This is a genomic window from Pseudomonas sp. (genome assembly GCF_030147005.1).
In the GTDB taxonomy this organism is placed as follows: Bacteria; Pseudomonadota; Gammaproteobacteria; order Pseudomonadales; family Pseudomonadaceae; genus Aquipseudomonas.
On record NZ_JASLAW010000092.1, the window covers coordinates 1 to 13,986 of the forward strand.

Annotated in this window: 14 protein-coding genes and 1 tRNA gene; 8 read left to right on the forward strand and 7 right to left on the reverse strand. The window is 61.0% G+C overall.

Annotated elements, in window-relative coordinates:
- Window positions 1–232 precede the first annotated feature (232 nt).
- The 3 genes from Q1V60_RS08335 to Q1V60_RS08345 are packed head-to-tail and all read left to right on the forward strand — an operon-like array spanning window position 233 to window position 3,650.
- A complete protein-coding gene (locus tag Q1V60_RS08335) occupies window positions 233–1,528 on the forward strand; it encodes a murein hydrolase activator EnvC (protein ID WP_300629172.1) in 1,296 nt (431 codons plus the stop codon).
- A gap of 30 nt (window positions 1,529–1,558) precedes the next feature.
- On the forward strand, window positions 1,559–2,875 hold the full coding sequence (locus Q1V60_RS08340) for a S41 family peptidase (RefSeq protein WP_057025456.1): 1,317 nt from the start codon (window positions 1,559–1,561) through the stop codon (window positions 2,873–2,875).
- A gap of 1 nt (window position 2,876) precedes the next feature.
- A complete protein-coding gene (locus Q1V60_RS08345) occupies window positions 2,877–3,650 on the forward strand; it encodes a divergent polysaccharide deacetylase family protein (protein ID WP_300629174.1) in 774 nt (257 codons plus the stop codon).
- A gap of 134 nt (window positions 3,651–3,784) precedes the next feature.
- On the opposite strand, the gene Q1V60_RS08350 is transcribed toward Q1V60_RS08345, so the two are convergent.
- The 7 genes from Q1V60_RS08350 to Q1V60_RS08380 form a co-directional block, all read right to left on the reverse strand.
- Complete coding sequence (locus Q1V60_RS08350; RefSeq protein WP_300629175.1) at window positions 3,785–4,540, reverse strand: ABC transporter substrate-binding protein; 756 nt, start codon at window positions 4,538–4,540, stop codon at window positions 3,785–3,787.
- A 65-nt stretch (window positions 4,541–4,605) separates the two neighbouring features.
- Window positions 4,606–5,376, reverse strand: coding sequence for an imidazole glycerol phosphate synthase subunit HisF (hisF, locus tag Q1V60_RS08355; RefSeq protein WP_003218030.1), 771 nt, complete (start codon window positions 5,374–5,376; stop codon window positions 4,606–4,608).
- A 9-nt stretch (window positions 5,377–5,385) separates the two neighbouring features.
- Window positions 5,386–6,123, reverse strand: a complete 738-nt coding sequence (gene hisA, locus Q1V60_RS08360; protein ID WP_300629179.1) for a 1-(5-phosphoribosyl)-5-[(5-phosphoribosylamino)methylideneamino]imidazole-4-carboxamide isomerase — start codon at window positions 6,121–6,123, stop codon at window positions 5,386–5,388.
- Between the two features lie 39 nt (window positions 6,124–6,162).
- Window positions 6,163–6,420, reverse strand: coding sequence for a DUF2164 domain-containing protein (locus tag Q1V60_RS08365; RefSeq protein WP_300629181.1), 258 nt, complete (start codon window positions 6,418–6,420; stop codon window positions 6,163–6,165).
- Window positions 6,421–7,059 (reverse strand): imidazole glycerol phosphate synthase subunit HisH, encoded by a 639-nt coding sequence (gene hisH, locus Q1V60_RS08370; protein WP_057724503.1) that lies wholly within the window; start codon window positions 7,057–7,059, stop codon window positions 6,421–6,423.
- On the reverse strand, window positions 7,059–7,652 hold the full coding sequence (gene hisB / locus Q1V60_RS08375; RefSeq protein ID WP_003237513.1) for an imidazoleglycerol-phosphate dehydratase HisB: 594 nt from the start codon (window positions 7,650–7,652) through the stop codon (window positions 7,059–7,061). Before hisB ends, hisH begins: the two co-directional genes overlap by 1 nt.
- Window positions 7,653–7,962: 310 nt before the next feature.
- On the reverse strand, window positions 7,963–9,624 hold the full coding sequence (locus tag Q1V60_RS08380; RefSeq protein WP_300629187.1) for an OFA family MFS transporter: 1,662 nt from the start codon (window positions 9,622–9,624) through the stop codon (window positions 7,963–7,965).
- A gap of 325 nt (window positions 9,625–9,949) precedes the next feature.
- Between Q1V60_RS08380 and Q1V60_RS08385 the strand changes: the two genes are divergently transcribed.
- The 5 genes from Q1V60_RS08385 to Q1V60_RS08405 form a co-directional block, all read left to right on the forward strand.
- On the forward strand, window positions 9,950–12,166 hold the full coding sequence (locus Q1V60_RS08385) for an AsmA family protein (protein ID WP_300629188.1): 2,217 nt from the start codon (window positions 9,950–9,952) through the stop codon (window positions 12,164–12,166).
- A complete protein-coding gene (gene mutY, locus Q1V60_RS08390; protein ID WP_300629191.1) occupies window positions 12,163–13,230 on the forward strand; it encodes an A/G-specific adenine glycosylase in 1,068 nt (355 codons plus the stop codon). Before Q1V60_RS08385 ends, mutY begins: the two co-directional genes overlap by 4 nt.
- On the forward strand, window positions 13,227–13,499 hold the full coding sequence (locus tag Q1V60_RS08395; protein WP_300629193.1) for an oxidative damage protection protein: 273 nt from the start codon (window positions 13,227–13,229) through the stop codon (window positions 13,497–13,499). Before mutY ends, Q1V60_RS08395 begins: the two co-directional genes overlap by 4 nt.
- A gap of 103 nt (window positions 13,500–13,602) precedes the next feature.
- Window positions 13,603–13,678: transfer RNA gene (locus Q1V60_RS08400), tRNA-Phe, on the forward strand.
- 118 nt (window positions 13,679–13,796) lie between these two features.
- Window positions 13,797–13,986: DHCW motif cupin fold protein (locus Q1V60_RS08405; protein ID WP_300629195.1), on the forward strand; the 190-nt coding region annotated here is incomplete at its 3' end.

The window sequence follows — 13,986 nt, forward strand, 5'->3', positions numbered from 1 at the left end:
GCCGATGCTGACCAGGCTGGCGCACAGCCCGGCTTCTGGTTGATACACAGTGCCGATGGCATTCGCGAGCAAGCCCGCTCCCACATAGGTTTTGTAGTGCTTCCAAGATAGCTATTTGCCATACCACCGCCACTCGGCACCTATCTTGCCCGCCAGCCCTAATTGGGCGTTTTTTTTGCAGCGCTTGGCGGGCATACTAGGCCGTCCCTTTCCCCTGGTGTCGCCCGCCTCTATGCTTCGCGCCTTGATTACCCTCGCTCTTGTCTGCCTGCTCCAACCGGCCTTTGCCGACGAGCGCGCACAAACCCAACAACAGTTGGACGCTACGCGTCAGGACATTACCGAGCTGAAAAAACTGCTCGGCAAGCTCCAGGAAGAGAAATCCGGAGTGCAGAAAGACCTGCGCGGCACGGAAACCGAAATGGGCAAGCTGGAGAAGCAAGTCCAGGAGCTGCAAAAAGAACTAAAGAAGAGCGAGTCGGAACTGGAGCGACTCGACGCTGAGAAAAAAAAACTCCAGAGCGCACGCGTTGAACAGCAACGCCTGATCGCGATCCAGGCCCGCGCCGCTTACCAGAGCGGCCGCCAGGAATACCTCAAGCTGCTGCTCAACCAGCAGAACCCGGAAAAATTTGCCCGCACCCTGACCTATTACGATTACCTGAGCCAGGCGCGCCTGGCGCAATTGAAGGGCTTCAACGAAACGCTGCGCCAGCTGGCCAATGTCGAGCAGGAGATCAATGATCAGCAGGCACAGCTGCTCGACCAGAAAACCGCGCTCGACACCCAGCGCAACGAACTCGATAAGGTCCGCAAGGAACGCCAGCAAGCGCTGGCCAAGCTCAACGATGACGTAAAGGCCCGCGACGCCAAGCTGCAAGCCCGCGAGCAAGACCAGGCCGACCTGGCCAAAGTACTCAAAACCATCGAAGAAACCCTGGCTCGCCAGGCACGCGAGGCCGAAGAAGCGCGACAAAAAGCGCTGATCGCCCAGCAGGAAGCCGAAAAAAAGCGCCAGCGTGAAGCCGAACTGGCGGCTACCAGCGATGCGCCGGCCCCACGCAAGCCGGCGCATGCAACGCCGGGCCCGCTGGTTTCCAGCAGTGGCGAGTCGTTCGGCGGGGCTTTTGCATCGGCTCGCGGAAAACTTCCATGGCCGGTTGATGGTCGACTGTTGGCACGCTTTGGGGAAACCCGTGGCGACGACACCCGCGCCAAATGGGATGGCGTGATGATCAGCGCCTCCGCGGGCAGCCAGGTGCACGCCGTTCACGGCGGGCGCGTGGTGTTTGCCGATTGGCTGCGCGGGGCCGGTTTGCTGGTAATTCTTGACCACGGTAATGGCTATTTGAGCCTTTACGGCCACAATCAAACGTTACTCAAATCGGCAGGTGATGTTGTAAAAGCCGGTGAATCCATCTCCACTGTCGGTAACAGTGGTGGCCAGGACACCCCGGCGCTGTACTTCGCTATTCGTCAGCAGGGCCGCCCGAGCGACCCTGCACAATGGTGCCGATCCCAAGGATAGGGTCGCATCTACATTAGGAGTTCGTTCGACATGCTGCATTTGTCCCGCCTCACTTCGCTGGCCCTGACGATCGCCCTGGTGATCGGCGCGCCTCTGGCTTTCGCCGACCAGGCCGCACCAGCTGCGCCCGCCGCCATGGCCGCGACCACCAAGGCACCGTTGCCGCTGGACGAGTTGCGCACCTTTGCCGAGGTCATGGACCGGATCAAGGCAGCCTATGTCGAACCCGTAGACGACAAGACCCTGCTGGAAAATGCCATCAAGGGCATGCTCAGCAACCTCGACCCGCATTCGGCCTACCTGGGCCCGGAAGACTTCGCCGAATTGCAGGAAAGCACCAGCGGTGAGTTTGGCGGCCTGGGCATCGAAGTGGGCTCCGAAGACGGCCAGATCAAAGTGGTCTCGCCCATCGACGATACCCCGGCGTCCAAGGCCGGCATCCAGGCCGGCGACCTGATCGTCAAGATCAACGGCCAGCCGACGCGCGGCCAGTCCATGACCGAAGCCGTCGACAAGATGCGCGGCAAGCTGGGCCAGAAAATCACCCTGACCCTGGTGCGCGACGGCGGCAACCCGTTTGACGTGACCCTGGCCCGCGCGACCATCACGGTTAAGAGCGTGAAGAGCCAATTGCTGGAGTCGGGCTACGGTTACATCCGCATCACCCAGTTCCAGGTCAAGACCGGCGACGAAGTGGCCAAGGCTCTGGCCAAGCTGCGCAAAGACAACGGCAAGAAGCTCAACGGCATCGTGCTCGACCTGCGTAACAACCCAGGCGGCGTGTTGCAGTCGGCGGTGGAAGTGGTCGACCACTTCATCACCAAGGGCCTGATCGTTTACACCAAAGGCCGTATCGCCAACTCCGAGCTGCGCTTCTCGGCCACCGGCAACGACCTCAGCGAGAACGTGCCACTGGCGGTGCTGATCAACGGCGGCAGCGCCTCGGCGTCGGAGATCGTCGCCGGCGCCCTGCAGGATCAGAAGCGTGGCGTGCTGATGGGCACCACGACCTTCGGTAAAGGCTCGGTGCAAACCGTGTTGCCGCTCAATAACGAGCGTGCGCTGAAGATCACCACGGCGCTTTACTACACGCCTAATGGGCGTTCGATCCAGGCCCAGGGCATCGTGCCGGATATCGAAGTGCGCAAGGCGAAGATCACCAACGAAATCGACAGCGAGTACTACAAGGAGGCCGATCTGCAAGGCCACCTGGGCAACGGCAACGGCGGTGCCGACCAGCCGACCGGCAGCGGCGCCAAAGCCAAGCCGATGCCGCAGGACGACGATTATCAGTTGGCCCAGGCGCTGAGCCTGCTCAAGGGCCTGAGCATTACGCGCAGCCGTTGATATGCGTGTTGCGCTGATTATCGCTGTGCTGTGCAGCCTGGCCGGTTTCGCGCAAGCGACGCCGGCCGGCGAGCCGCACAAAGCCTACCTCACCCTGATCATCGACGACCTCGGGCAAAACCTGCCCAGGGATCGTCGCGTGCTGGCCCTGCCTGGGCCGGTCACCACCGCGATCATGCCCGACACACCCCACGCCGCCGAATTCGCCCGCGAGGCCCACAAGGCCGGCAAGATCGTCATCCTGCACATGCCCATGGACCCCGCCACCGGTCCGTTTGCCTGGCATCCGGAACTCTCCATCGAAGAGCTGGGCAAGCGCCTGGACGCCGCGTTCGAGGCCGTGCCTTACACTGCCGGCATCAACAACCATATGGGCAGCCGCATGACAGCACAGCCGGCAGCGATGGCGTGGTTGATGGGCGAGCTGCAACGGCGCCACAAGTTCTTTGTAGACAGCCGCACCAGCGCACAAACGGTCGCTGCGGCCGAGGCGCAGAAGATTGGGCTCGCCCATGTCTCGCGGGATGTTTTCCTGGATGACGAACGCACCGAAGCGGCCATCACCGCCCAACTGCAAACCGCGATCAAGCTGGCGCACAAGCAGGGTTCGGCGGTGATGATCGGGCACCCTTATCCACAAACGCTGGCGGTACTTGAGCGCGAATTGCCCAAGCTCAAGGCGCAGGGCGTGGAATGGATCGATATCAAGCTGATGATCAGCTTGCGCAGTAATCGGGCCATGGCCGGGCACGGCAAAAACGGCATTTACCGCTGACACCTCAGTGCTGTAATTAAATGTGGCGAGGGAGCTTGCTCCCGCTGGGCTGCGTAGCGGCCCAAAATCGTGGCAGCGCATCGTAGCGCCTGCCCGGTCCAGCGGGAGCAAGCTCCCTCGCCACAACGACTCGCCTACAGATATTGCGCCATGATCTGGTCTACGCGACCGCTCTTGCGCAGCTCATCCAGCGCAGCCTGAAGCTTGGCAACCACCTCGTCCGGCACATCTTTATTCAACGCCAGGTAGAGCTGCGCACTGTTGAACCGCAACACCGTCTTGAGCCCGGTCACCCCCACCTGTCGCGCCAGGTATCGCCCAGCGGGATCGCCGGTGGCCCACAGGTCGATCTGGCCGTTCATGAGCTTCTGCGCGTTGTCCTGGTCGCGCAGAACGACCACCGGGTTGAGTCCCTGTTTCTCCAACGTCTCGGCAATCGCATCGCCCTTGTAGGCGCCGATCCTGTAGCGATGTGCGTGTTCGAGGCCGTCGAGCTGGATCGTGCTGTCTGCCTTGGCCAACAGCACCCAGTCGTCCGGGCCGATAGGGCCTACCCATTTGAACAGCGCTTCACGGTCCGGCAAGCGCGCCATGACGAACACGCCATAGCCAGGCTTTTCCAGGGCGAGTTTGTAGATTCGCTCCCAAGGAAAACGCAACGTGAGGTTGTAGGAAATGCCGGCGCGCTTGAAGGTTTCACGCACGATGTCCACGGCGATGCCTTCGATGTTCTCGTCTTTGGCGAAGTTCTTGCCGTTTTTCGCCATGTTGAACGGCGGGAAATTTTCCGTCAGCAACACCAGGGAGGCGTCAGACGATTCTTCGGCGCGTGCCGTACCCACCATGAGCATGGAGGAACTGGCGAGGGCGAGCAGCAGGTGTTTGAACATGAAGGCTACCGGAATCCATGGCAAGCGCAGAGAGTGCCGCGAGCCTGCCATGGTGTCCAGCACGTTTAGCGAACGACGATACCGCGCGCTGCCATGTAGGCCTTCGCTTCGGGGACGGTGTATTCGCCGAAGTGGAAAATACTCGCCGCCAGTACCGCGCTGGCATGCCCTTCGATGACGCCATCGGCCAAATGCTGCAGGTTGCCGACACCGCCGGAGGCGATCACCGGAATGCCCAGCGCGTCGCTGATGGCACGCGTCACGCCCAGGTCGAAGCCGTTTTTCATGCCGTCCTGGTCCATGCTGGTCAACAGGATTTCACCGGCGCCCAGGGCTTCCATTTTCATCGCCCACTGCACCGCGTCCAGCCCGGTAGGTTTGCGCCCGCCATGTGTGAAGATCTCCCAGCGGGGGGTTTCGCCTGGGCCGGAGACCTTCTTGGCGTCGATGGCGACTACGATGCATTGCGAGCCGAAGTGCTGCGCGGCCTCACCGACGAACTCGGGGTTGAACACCGCGGCAGTGTTGATCGAGACCTTGTCCGCGCCGGCATTGAGCAGGTTGCGGATGTCTTGCACGGTGCGCACGCCACCGCCCACGGTCAGCGGAATAAACACCTGGCTGGCCATGCGCTCGACGGTATGCAAAGTAGTGTCACGCCCGTCGACGCTGGCGGTGATATCGAGAAAGGTGATTTCGTCGGCACCTTGCTCATCGTAGCGACGCGCGATTTCCACCGGGTCGCCGGCGTCACGGATGTTCTCGAACTTGACGCCCTTGACCACGCGACCGTTGTCGACGTCCAGGCAAGGGATGATGCGTTTGGCCAGCGCCATGGTCAGTCCTCAGCCGTTGTAGGCATCGCAGTAAGCCTGGGCTTCGGCGACGTCCAGGGTGCCTTCATAGATTGCGCGGCCGGTGATGGCGCCGATGATCCCAGGCGCCCTGGCATCGAGCAGCGACTTGATGTCACCCAGATTGTGAATACCACCGGAAGCGATCACTGGAATCTTGGTCGCTGCCGCCAGCGCCGCGGTGAACGGCACGTTGCAGCCCTGCATCATGCCGTCTTTGGCGATGTCGGTGTATACGATGGCGCAGACGCCGTCGGCTTCGAACTGCCTCGCCAGGTCGATCACTTGCACGGTGCTGATTTCAGCCCAGCCGTCGGTGGCGACGAAGCCGTCTTTGGCGTCCAGGCCGACGATCACTTTGCCAGGGAAGGCGCGGCAAGCTTCGGCGACGAAGGCCGGGTCTTTCACGGCTTTGGTGCCGATGATCACGTAGCTCACGCCGGCTTTCACGTAATGCTCAATGGTTTCCAGGGAGCGAATGCCGCCGCCGATCTGGATCGGCAGGTTGGGATAGCGCCTGGCGATCGCGGTGACCACCTCGCCATTGACCGGCTGGCCTTCGAAGGCGCCGTTCAAGTCCACCAGATGCAGACGACGGCAGCCCCCTTCCACCCATTTGGCAGCCATGCTCACCGGGTCATCGGAGAACACGGTGGAATCTTCCATGCGGCCTTGGCGCAGACGTACGCAGGCGCCGTCCTTGAGATCGATAGCGGGGATAATCAGCATCTGGCAAACCTTATTCGATATTCAGCAATGCTTGGGAAATCAGGGTTTCTCAAGCGACCACAAGTCGCTTTCGATGCTTTCGAACCTTTCTTTAAGGAGCGTCTGCGTATCGAAAATCGCCCTGTTGTAATAGTGCGGAGCCACTTCGGTGGTGAACAGCTCAAGAATCTCGGCCACCTCGAACGAGCCCAGCTTGAGCTCGAAGCGGTCTTCCATGAAACGCTGGATCTTGTCGGTAGCCGCACGCTCCTGTTCGGGCGTGAGGTTCAGGATCGGCGGCTTCGGCTTCTTGGCCATTTACCAACGACCATCCCACGCGGCGAAGTTCTGCAGCAATTGCAGGCCATGGGTATGGCTCTTCTCCGGGTGAAACTGCACGGCAAAGCGCGAACCGTCGGCCAGCGCAGCGGCGAAGTCGACGCCGTAGTGCCCGCCCCCCACCACCTGGCGCGGGTTACCGGCGGCGATGTAGTAGCTGTGCACGAAGTAGAAGCGCGCCATGTCCGGAATCTCGTGCCACAGCGGGTGATCCACCGCGCGGCGCACTTCGTTCCAACCCATGTGCGGCACCTTGAGGTGTTCGCCGTCTTCATGCAGGTCTTTGCCGAAGAACTTCACCTGGCCGGGAAACAGACCGATGCAGTCGACACCGCCGTTCTCTTCACTGCTGTCGAGCAAGGCTTGCATGCCCACGCAGATGCCGAGGAACGGACGGTCCTGACTGACTTCGCGCACCAGGCTGTCAAAGCCCAGGCGGCGAATTTCGGCCATGCAATCGCGAATCGCGCCAACCCCTGGAAATACCACACGGTCGGCTTCGCGAATCACGTTGGCATCGCTGGTGATCAGCACCTTGCCGGCGCCTACGTGTTCGAGGGCCTTGGCCACCGAGTGCAGGTTACCCATGCCGTAATCGATAACCGCGACCGTCTGCATTACAGAACACCCTTGGTCGAAGGCATTTGCCCGGCCATGCGGTCATCCAGCTCCACGGCCATGCGCAGCGCGCGGCCGAAGGCCTTGAACACGGTTTCGATCTGGTGGTGGGTGTTGGTGCCGCGCAAGTTGTCGATGTGCAGGCTGACAAGTGCGTGGTTGACGAAACCCTGGAAGAATTCCTGGAACAGGTCGACGTCAAAGCCGCCCACGGTGGCGCGGGTGTAGGGCACGTGCATCTGCAAGCCTGGACGGCCAGAGAAGTCGATAACTACACGCGACAGCGCTTCGTCCAGCGGGACATAAGCGTGGCCGTAGCGACGGATGCCTTTTTTGTCGCCGATGGCCTTGGCAAATGCCTGGCCGAGGGTGATGCCTACGTCTTCCACCGTGTGGTGGTCGTCGATATGCAGGTCGCCCTTGCTGACGATATCCAGGTCGATCAGCCCGTGACGGGCGATCTGGTCCAGCATGTGCTCAAGAAAAGGTACACCGATATCGAATCGGGCCTTTCCGGTGCCATCCAGGTTGATCGAGGCTTTGATCTGGGTTTCCAGAGTGTCGCGCTCGACGGACGCCATACGTTCGACCATCACCAGCTCCGCAAAATCATTGGGCGAAAAAGGCAGCCATTATAGGGGCGCGGGCGCTAAACAGAAACATCGGAGGGGATAAGACTGATGGAGTGTCGGGGATAGACATGTGCGTACAACTGCGGGGCTTTCGTGTTGTGGCGAGGGCGCTTGCTCGCGCTGGGCTGCGCAGCGGCCCCAAACCTGTCACCGCATGCTTTCTGAAACTGCGCGGTGAATCGATTGGGGCCGCCGCACGACCCAGCGCGAGCAAGCTCCCTCACCAGCAAGCCCGGCTCCAGGAACCGGGCCCACAAGCGTGTTGCAATGCTTAGTGGAACAACACCGCCGTCTTCTGCAGGGTCACCCACACACCCCACGCCAACGGAATACCCACCACCAGCCAGGCGGCAATCGCCAATGGCTTGCTGCCGGCGGAGGCTTTCCACTCCAGCACGGTGCTGGCGTCAGCACCTTTGTCATGGCCCAGCGCCTGCTCGGCGGCAAGTTCGGCGTCGGTCATGAAGTACTTGTCGGCCACCGGACGCACCAGCAGGTTGCAGATAAAGCCCAGTACCAGCAGGCCTGCGAGGATGTACAAGGTGATGTCATAGGCCGCCGCGCGCTCAACGCCGATGCTCAGCTGATATTCACGCAGGTAGTTCACCAACACAGGGCCCAGCACGCCGGCCGCAGCCCATGCCGTCAGCAGGCGACCATGGATCGCGCCGACCATTTGCGTACCGAACAAGTCGGCCAGGTAGGCCGGGACCGTCGCAAAACCACCGCCGTACATCGACAGGATGATGCAGAACGCCGCCACGAACAGCGCCACGTTGCCCAGGTGACCCAGGTTCGGGATCAGCGCGTACAAGGCAAAGCCCAGGGCGAAGAACACGAAGTAGGTGTTTTTACGACCCAGGTAGTCGGAGAACGACGCCCAAAAGAACCGGCCACCGATGTTGAACAGGCTCAACAGGCCGGTGAAGCCTGCCGCGATGGCGGCGATCGATGCGAGTTGCCCGGCATCCAGTTGACCAAACGGTACATCCAGCCCCAGCAACTTGCCGCCGAACACTTCCTGCAACAGCGGCGAAGCCATGCCGAGGATGCCGATACCGGCCGACACGTTCAGGCACAGCACCAGCCATACCAGACGGAACTGCGGGGTTTTCCACGCTACGTTCACATGCACATGACGGTGAGTGATCATCGCGTTGCTGGCTTTTTTCGCCGGAGCGGTCCAGCCCTCAGGCTTCCAGCCGGTCGGCGGAACGCGATAGGACAATGCGCCGCCGATCATGAACACGAAGTAGATCGCAGCCATTACCAGGAAGCTCTGCCATACGCCCACGCTGGTCGGCGAAGCGAAGTGGCCCATCAGCGCCGCGGCCAGAGGTGCACCTACCATCGCGCCGCCGCCGAAGCCCATGATCGCCATGCCGGTGGCCATGCCGCGCTTGTCCGGGAACCACTTGATCAGGGTCGAGACCGGCGAGATATAACCCAGGCCCAGGCCGATACCGCCAATGACCCCGGAGCCGATCCACATCAACCAGATCTGGTGGGTATAGATACCCAGCGCCGAGATCAGCAGGCCACCACACCAGCACAGCGCCGATACGACACCGGCCTTGCGTGGTCCGGCATGTTCCAGCCAGCCGCCCCAGATCGCTGCCGAGCAACCCAGGAAGATGAAGAACAGGGTGTAAATCCAGCCCAGCATGGAAATGGGCCAGTCGCACTGGGACGAAAAGACTTGGGTGATGAAGCTCATGTCCGGCGCGCAAGCGACCGGAGCGGTGACACCCAGCGCCTTGGACAACGGCAGCCAGAACACCGAGAAGCCGTAGGCCATGCCGATGCACAAGTGGATGGCCAGGGCGGCCGGTGGAACCAGCCAGCGGTTGAAGCCTGGCTTGGCGATAATGCGTTCCTTGGACAGGAACGCAGGCTGCGCGGCGTTGATACCGGCCGCAGTGCTAGTGCTCATTGGTGTTTCCCCCAGTTATTGGTATGCGTCCGTCAGGCGCTCTTCCCCCTCGACCTTGCACGCAACGCGTGGCCGTTTTTTTGAGTGAAACTCCATTTTGGCGCGACGATACGTCGCAGAAGGCGGACGAACGCGCAAAGATTAGCACCTGTGCACGCGAGAAAAACCAAATTGACATCACTTTTTTCAGTGCAGCTGTTTTATTTGACGCCAACATCCTGTTTCGCCGGTCGTAGATACAATGTAACCATCCGCGAACTGATGCAGGCCGCCGGGCGTTATACTCTGCGGCTAAATTTTGAAATCGACATACAAGGACTCGCCCATGAAAGCGTTCGGCAAAATCCTGGGTCTGGTATTTCTCGGGCTGTTGCTGATCATTGTGGCTCTCGGCTTTGCCCTGACCCACCTCTTCGATCCCAACGACTACAAAGAAGAAATTCGCCAGATTGCCCGCGACAAGGCCCACATCGAGCTGACGCTCAATGGCGACATCGGCTGGAGCCTGTTCCCCTGGCTGGGCCTGGAGCTGCACGAAGCCGGTGTGGCGACCCTGACCAACCCGACCCAACCGTTCGCCGACCTGCAGATGCTCGGCCTGTCGGTACGCGTGCTGCCGCTGCTGCGCCGCGAAGTGCAGATGAGCGATGTGCGGGTCGAAGGCCTGAACCTGCGCCTCAACCGCGACAAGAACGGCCATGGCAACTGGGAAGACATCGGCAAGAACCTGCCCGACGAAGCCTCGGACACGCCCGCCCCCGCGCCGGTCGAACCGGTGGTGCAAGCCAAGCCGGAAAAACCGCCGCAGCCGATCCGCCTGGACATCGACAGCCTGACCATCAACAACGCCCGCGTTGAATACAACGATGAACAGACCGGCAAGCAATTCAGCGCCGAAAGCATTCAGCTGAGCGCCGGCGCCATCCACGAAGGCGCCAGCATTCCGCTGAAACTCACCGCATTCCTCGGCAGCAACCAGCCGGTAATGCGGCTCAAGACCGAGCTGAACGGTAACTTGCGCATTCAGCGCGCCCTCAAACGCTACCAGTTCGAAGACATGCGCCTGAGTGGCGAGGCCACTGGCGAACCCTTGCAAGGCAAAACGCTGACCTTCTCCACCCAAGGCCAATTGCTGGTGGACCAGGCGGCCAACATCGCCGAATGGACCAACCTGAAACTCTCGGCCAACCAACTGCGTGCTCTGGGCGAACTCAGGGTCACTGATCTGAGCAACAGTGCGCAGATCAGCGGCGCAATGTCGGTCGCCCAGTTTGACCTGGCCAAGTTTCTTGAGAGCGTCGGCCACCCTCTGCCGGCCATGGCACCGGGCAGCCTGAGCAAAGTCGAACTGGTCAGCCGCCTTAAAGGCACGCCGACCAATGTTGCGCTGGAGGACCTGAACCTGAAACTCGATGGCAGCACCTTCACCGGGCGTGTGGCCGTCGATGATTTCGCCAAGCAGTCCATGCGCGTGCAGCTCAAGGGCGATACCTTCAACGCCGACAATTACCTGCCGGCCAAATCCGAGACCGCCAAAGGCACGGCGGCCGCCCGCCAGGCCGAAGTGCAGAGCAGCGAGGCCGGTGCGATGGCTGCCGGCGGTACCACACCGCTGCCGGAAGCCCCGACCAAAGCCGCCTGGAGCAGCGACAAACTGCTGCCGCTGACGCGCCTGCGCAGCCTGGATATCAACGCGGACCTCGCGTTCGGCCAACTCACCCTGAGCCAGTTGCCGATACAGAACGCGGTACTGAAAGCCTCAGGAATCGATGGCCAGCTCACGCTCGACGCCCTGAGCGGTGGCCTCTACAACGGCACGTTCCAGGCCAACGGCACCCTCGACGTGCGCCAGGACATCCCGCTCTTGGCGCTGCAAACCCATATCAAGCAAGTACCCATAGAAAAGATCCTTCAGGCCCAGGGAAAAAACCCTCCGGTCAAAGGCCTGATTACCCTCGACAGCAATCTAAGTGGCCGAGGTAACAGCCAGAAAGCTCTGATCGACAGCCTCAACGGCACCTCCAGCATCGTCATCAACAACGGCGTATTGCTCAATGCCAACATCGAGCAACAACTGTGTACCGGTATTGCCCTGCTCAACCGCAAAACCCTGAGCACCACGCCACAAGGCAAGGACACCCCCTTCCAGGAACTGCGCGGCAACTTGACGTTGCGCAACGGCGTGGCCAGCAACCCTGACCTGAAGGTGCGCATTCCTGGGCTGACGCTCAATGGCAACGGTGATGTCGACCTGCGCGTACTGGGCATGGACTACCGGGTGGGCATCATCGTTGAAGGCGACCAGCGCGACGTTCCGGACCCGGCCTGCCAGGTCGGCGCCAACTTCCAGGGCATCGAAGTGCCGTTGCGTTGCCGTGGCCCGCTTGAGCTGGGCGCCAAGGCCTGCCGCCTGGACAAGGACGGCCTTGGCCAAGTCGCCATCAAAGCGGCCGGCAATCGCCTTAACGAGAAGCTCGAAGAGAAACTCGACAAAGTGAATCCAAAGCTCAAAGACGCATTGAAAGGCTTGTTCAACCGATGAGAAATGAGCAGTTTTCAGAGGCGGTACTCGACTGGTACGACCGCCACGGTCGCCACGACCTGCCCTGGCAACAAGGTATTACGCCTTATCGGGTGTGGGTGTCGGAGATCATGCTGCAACAGACTCAGGTCAGCACTGTGCTCAATTACTTCGACCGGTTCATGGCGTCCTTGCCGACAGTCCAGGCGCTGGCCGCCGCGCCGGAAGACGAAGTGCTGCACCTGTGGACCGGCCTGGGTTACTACACTCGGGCGCGCAATCTGCAAAAGACCGCAAAGATCGTGGTAGCCGAATACGGCGGCGAGTTTCCAAGGGACGTCGAAAAGCTCACCGAACTGCCCGGCATCGGCCTGTCCACCGCCGGGGCCATTGCCAGCCTGAGCATGGGCCTGCGCGCGCCCATCCTCGACGGCAACGTGAAGCGCGTGCTGGCACGCTTTACCGCGCAAGAGGGCTACCCGGGCGAACCAAAGGTCGCCAAGCAGCTGTGGGCCACGGCAGAGCGCCTCACGCCCCATGATCGCGTCAATGCGTACACCCAGGCGATGATGGACATGGGCGCCACCCTTTGCACCCGCAGCAAGCCCAGTTGCCTGCTGTGCCCACTGGAAAAAGGCTGCGAAGCCCATATGCTGGGCCTGGAGACGCGCTACCCGATCCCCAAGCCACGCAAGGCTATCCCACAGAAACGCACGCTGATGCCCATGCTGGCCAATGCCGAGGGCGCGATTCTGCTTTATCGTCGCCCCTCCACTGGCCTGTGGGGCGGTTTGTGGAGCCTGCCGGAGCTGGACGACCTGGAAGACCTGGATCATCTGGCCAACCAGCACGCGCTGGCACTGGGCAAACACCAGGAACTGCCAGGGCTGATCCATACCTTCAGCCACTTCCAGCTGGCCATCGAACCCTGGCTGGTCCAGGTCGAGGAAAGCGCCCATCACGTGGCCGAGGCCGACTGGCTCTGGTATAACCTCGCCACCCCGCCGCGCCTGGGTCTTGCCGCCCCGGTAAAGAAACTGCTGAAGCGCGCGGCTGAAGTATTGAACGCAGGAGAGTCGTCATGACCCGCACCATCACGTGCCGCAAGTATCACAAAGAACTGCCCGCCCTCGAACGCGCCCCTTTTCCGGGTGCCAAAGGCCAGGACATCTACGATAACGTCTCCGCTGAAGCCTGGGCCAACTGGCAAAAACACCAGACCCTGCTCATCAACGAAAAACGCCTGAACATGATGAACGCCGAAGACCGCAAATACCTGCAGGGCGAAATGGACAAGTTCTTTTCCGGCGAGGAATACGCCCAGGCCGAAGGTTACGTCCCACCTGCTCAATAATTGATCAAAAACCGGGGTCGGCACGTAAGCGACGGTAATAATTAAATATTTTTTGAAAACTTGCTTGACGACCCCCTGAAAAACCCGTTTAATGCGCCCCGTTGCCCAGATAGCTCAGTCGGTAGAGCAGGGGATTGAAAATCCCCGTGTCGGCGGTTCGATTCCGTCTCTGGGCACCAAATACCGAAAACCCCGATCAAGAAATTGATCGGGGTTTTTTATTGGCAGGGATTTCTTCCTGTGCGCTATCGACTCAGCTACATTCGTCCGCTCCCCTCCTCCCGCATGCGAGTCGACATGGATATCACCGGCATCCCCTTCGGCACCACCGACTGGTCCACCATCGAGCCTACCGAACACAAAGGCATTACCGGAACCGCCTATTGGCGCACGCAGCATTTGGGCAGCATTCGGGTACGGATGGTGGAATACACGGCCGGTTACCTGGCCGACCATTGGTGCACCAAGGGCCATATCCTGTTCTGTC

Coding starts and splice junctions, on each gene's coding strand:
- hisB (WP_003237513.1), bottom strand. CDS start 7,652: ATGGTCGAACGTATGGCGTCCGTCGAGCGCGACACTCTGGAAACCCAG.
- Q1V60_RS08380 (WP_300629187.1), bottom strand. CDS start 9,624: ATGAGCACTAGCACTGCGGCCGGTATCAACGCCGCGCAGCCTGCGTTC.
- Q1V60_RS08350 (WP_300629175.1), bottom strand. CDS start 4,540: ATGTTCAAACACCTGCTGCTCGCCCTCGCCAGTTCCTCCATGCTCATG.
- hisH (WP_057724503.1), bottom strand. CDS start 7,059: ATGCAGACGGTCGCGGTTATCGATTACGGCATGGGTAACCTGCACTCG.
- Q1V60_RS08340 (WP_057025456.1), top strand. CDS start 1,559: ATGCTGCATTTGTCCCGCCTCACTTCGCTGGCCCTGACGATCGCCCTG.
- hisF (WP_003218030.1), bottom strand. CDS start 5,376: ATGGCGCTGGCCAAACGCATCATCCCTTGCCTGGACGTCGACAACGGT.
- Q1V60_RS08365 (WP_300629181.1), bottom strand. CDS start 6,420: ATGGCCAAGAAGCCGAAGCCGCCGATCCTGAACCTCACGCCCGAACAG.
- Q1V60_RS08385 (WP_300629188.1), top strand. CDS start 9,950: ATGAAAGCGTTCGGCAAAATCCTGGGTCTGGTATTTCTCGGGCTGTTG.
- hisA (WP_300629179.1), bottom strand. CDS start 6,123: ATGCTGATTATCCCCGCTATCGATCTCAAGGACGGCGCCTGCGTACGT.
- mutY (WP_300629191.1), top strand. CDS start 12,163: ATGAGAAATGAGCAGTTTTCAGAGGCGGTACTCGACTGGTACGACCGC.
- Q1V60_RS08395 (WP_300629193.1), top strand. CDS start 13,227: ATGACCCGCACCATCACGTGCCGCAAGTATCACAAAGAACTGCCCGCC.
- Q1V60_RS08345 (WP_300629174.1), top strand. CDS start 2,877: ATGCGTGTTGCGCTGATTATCGCTGTGCTGTGCAGCCTGGCCGGTTTC.
- Q1V60_RS08335 (WP_300629172.1), top strand. CDS start 233: ATGCTTCGCGCCTTGATTACCCTCGCTCTTGTCTGCCTGCTCCAACCG.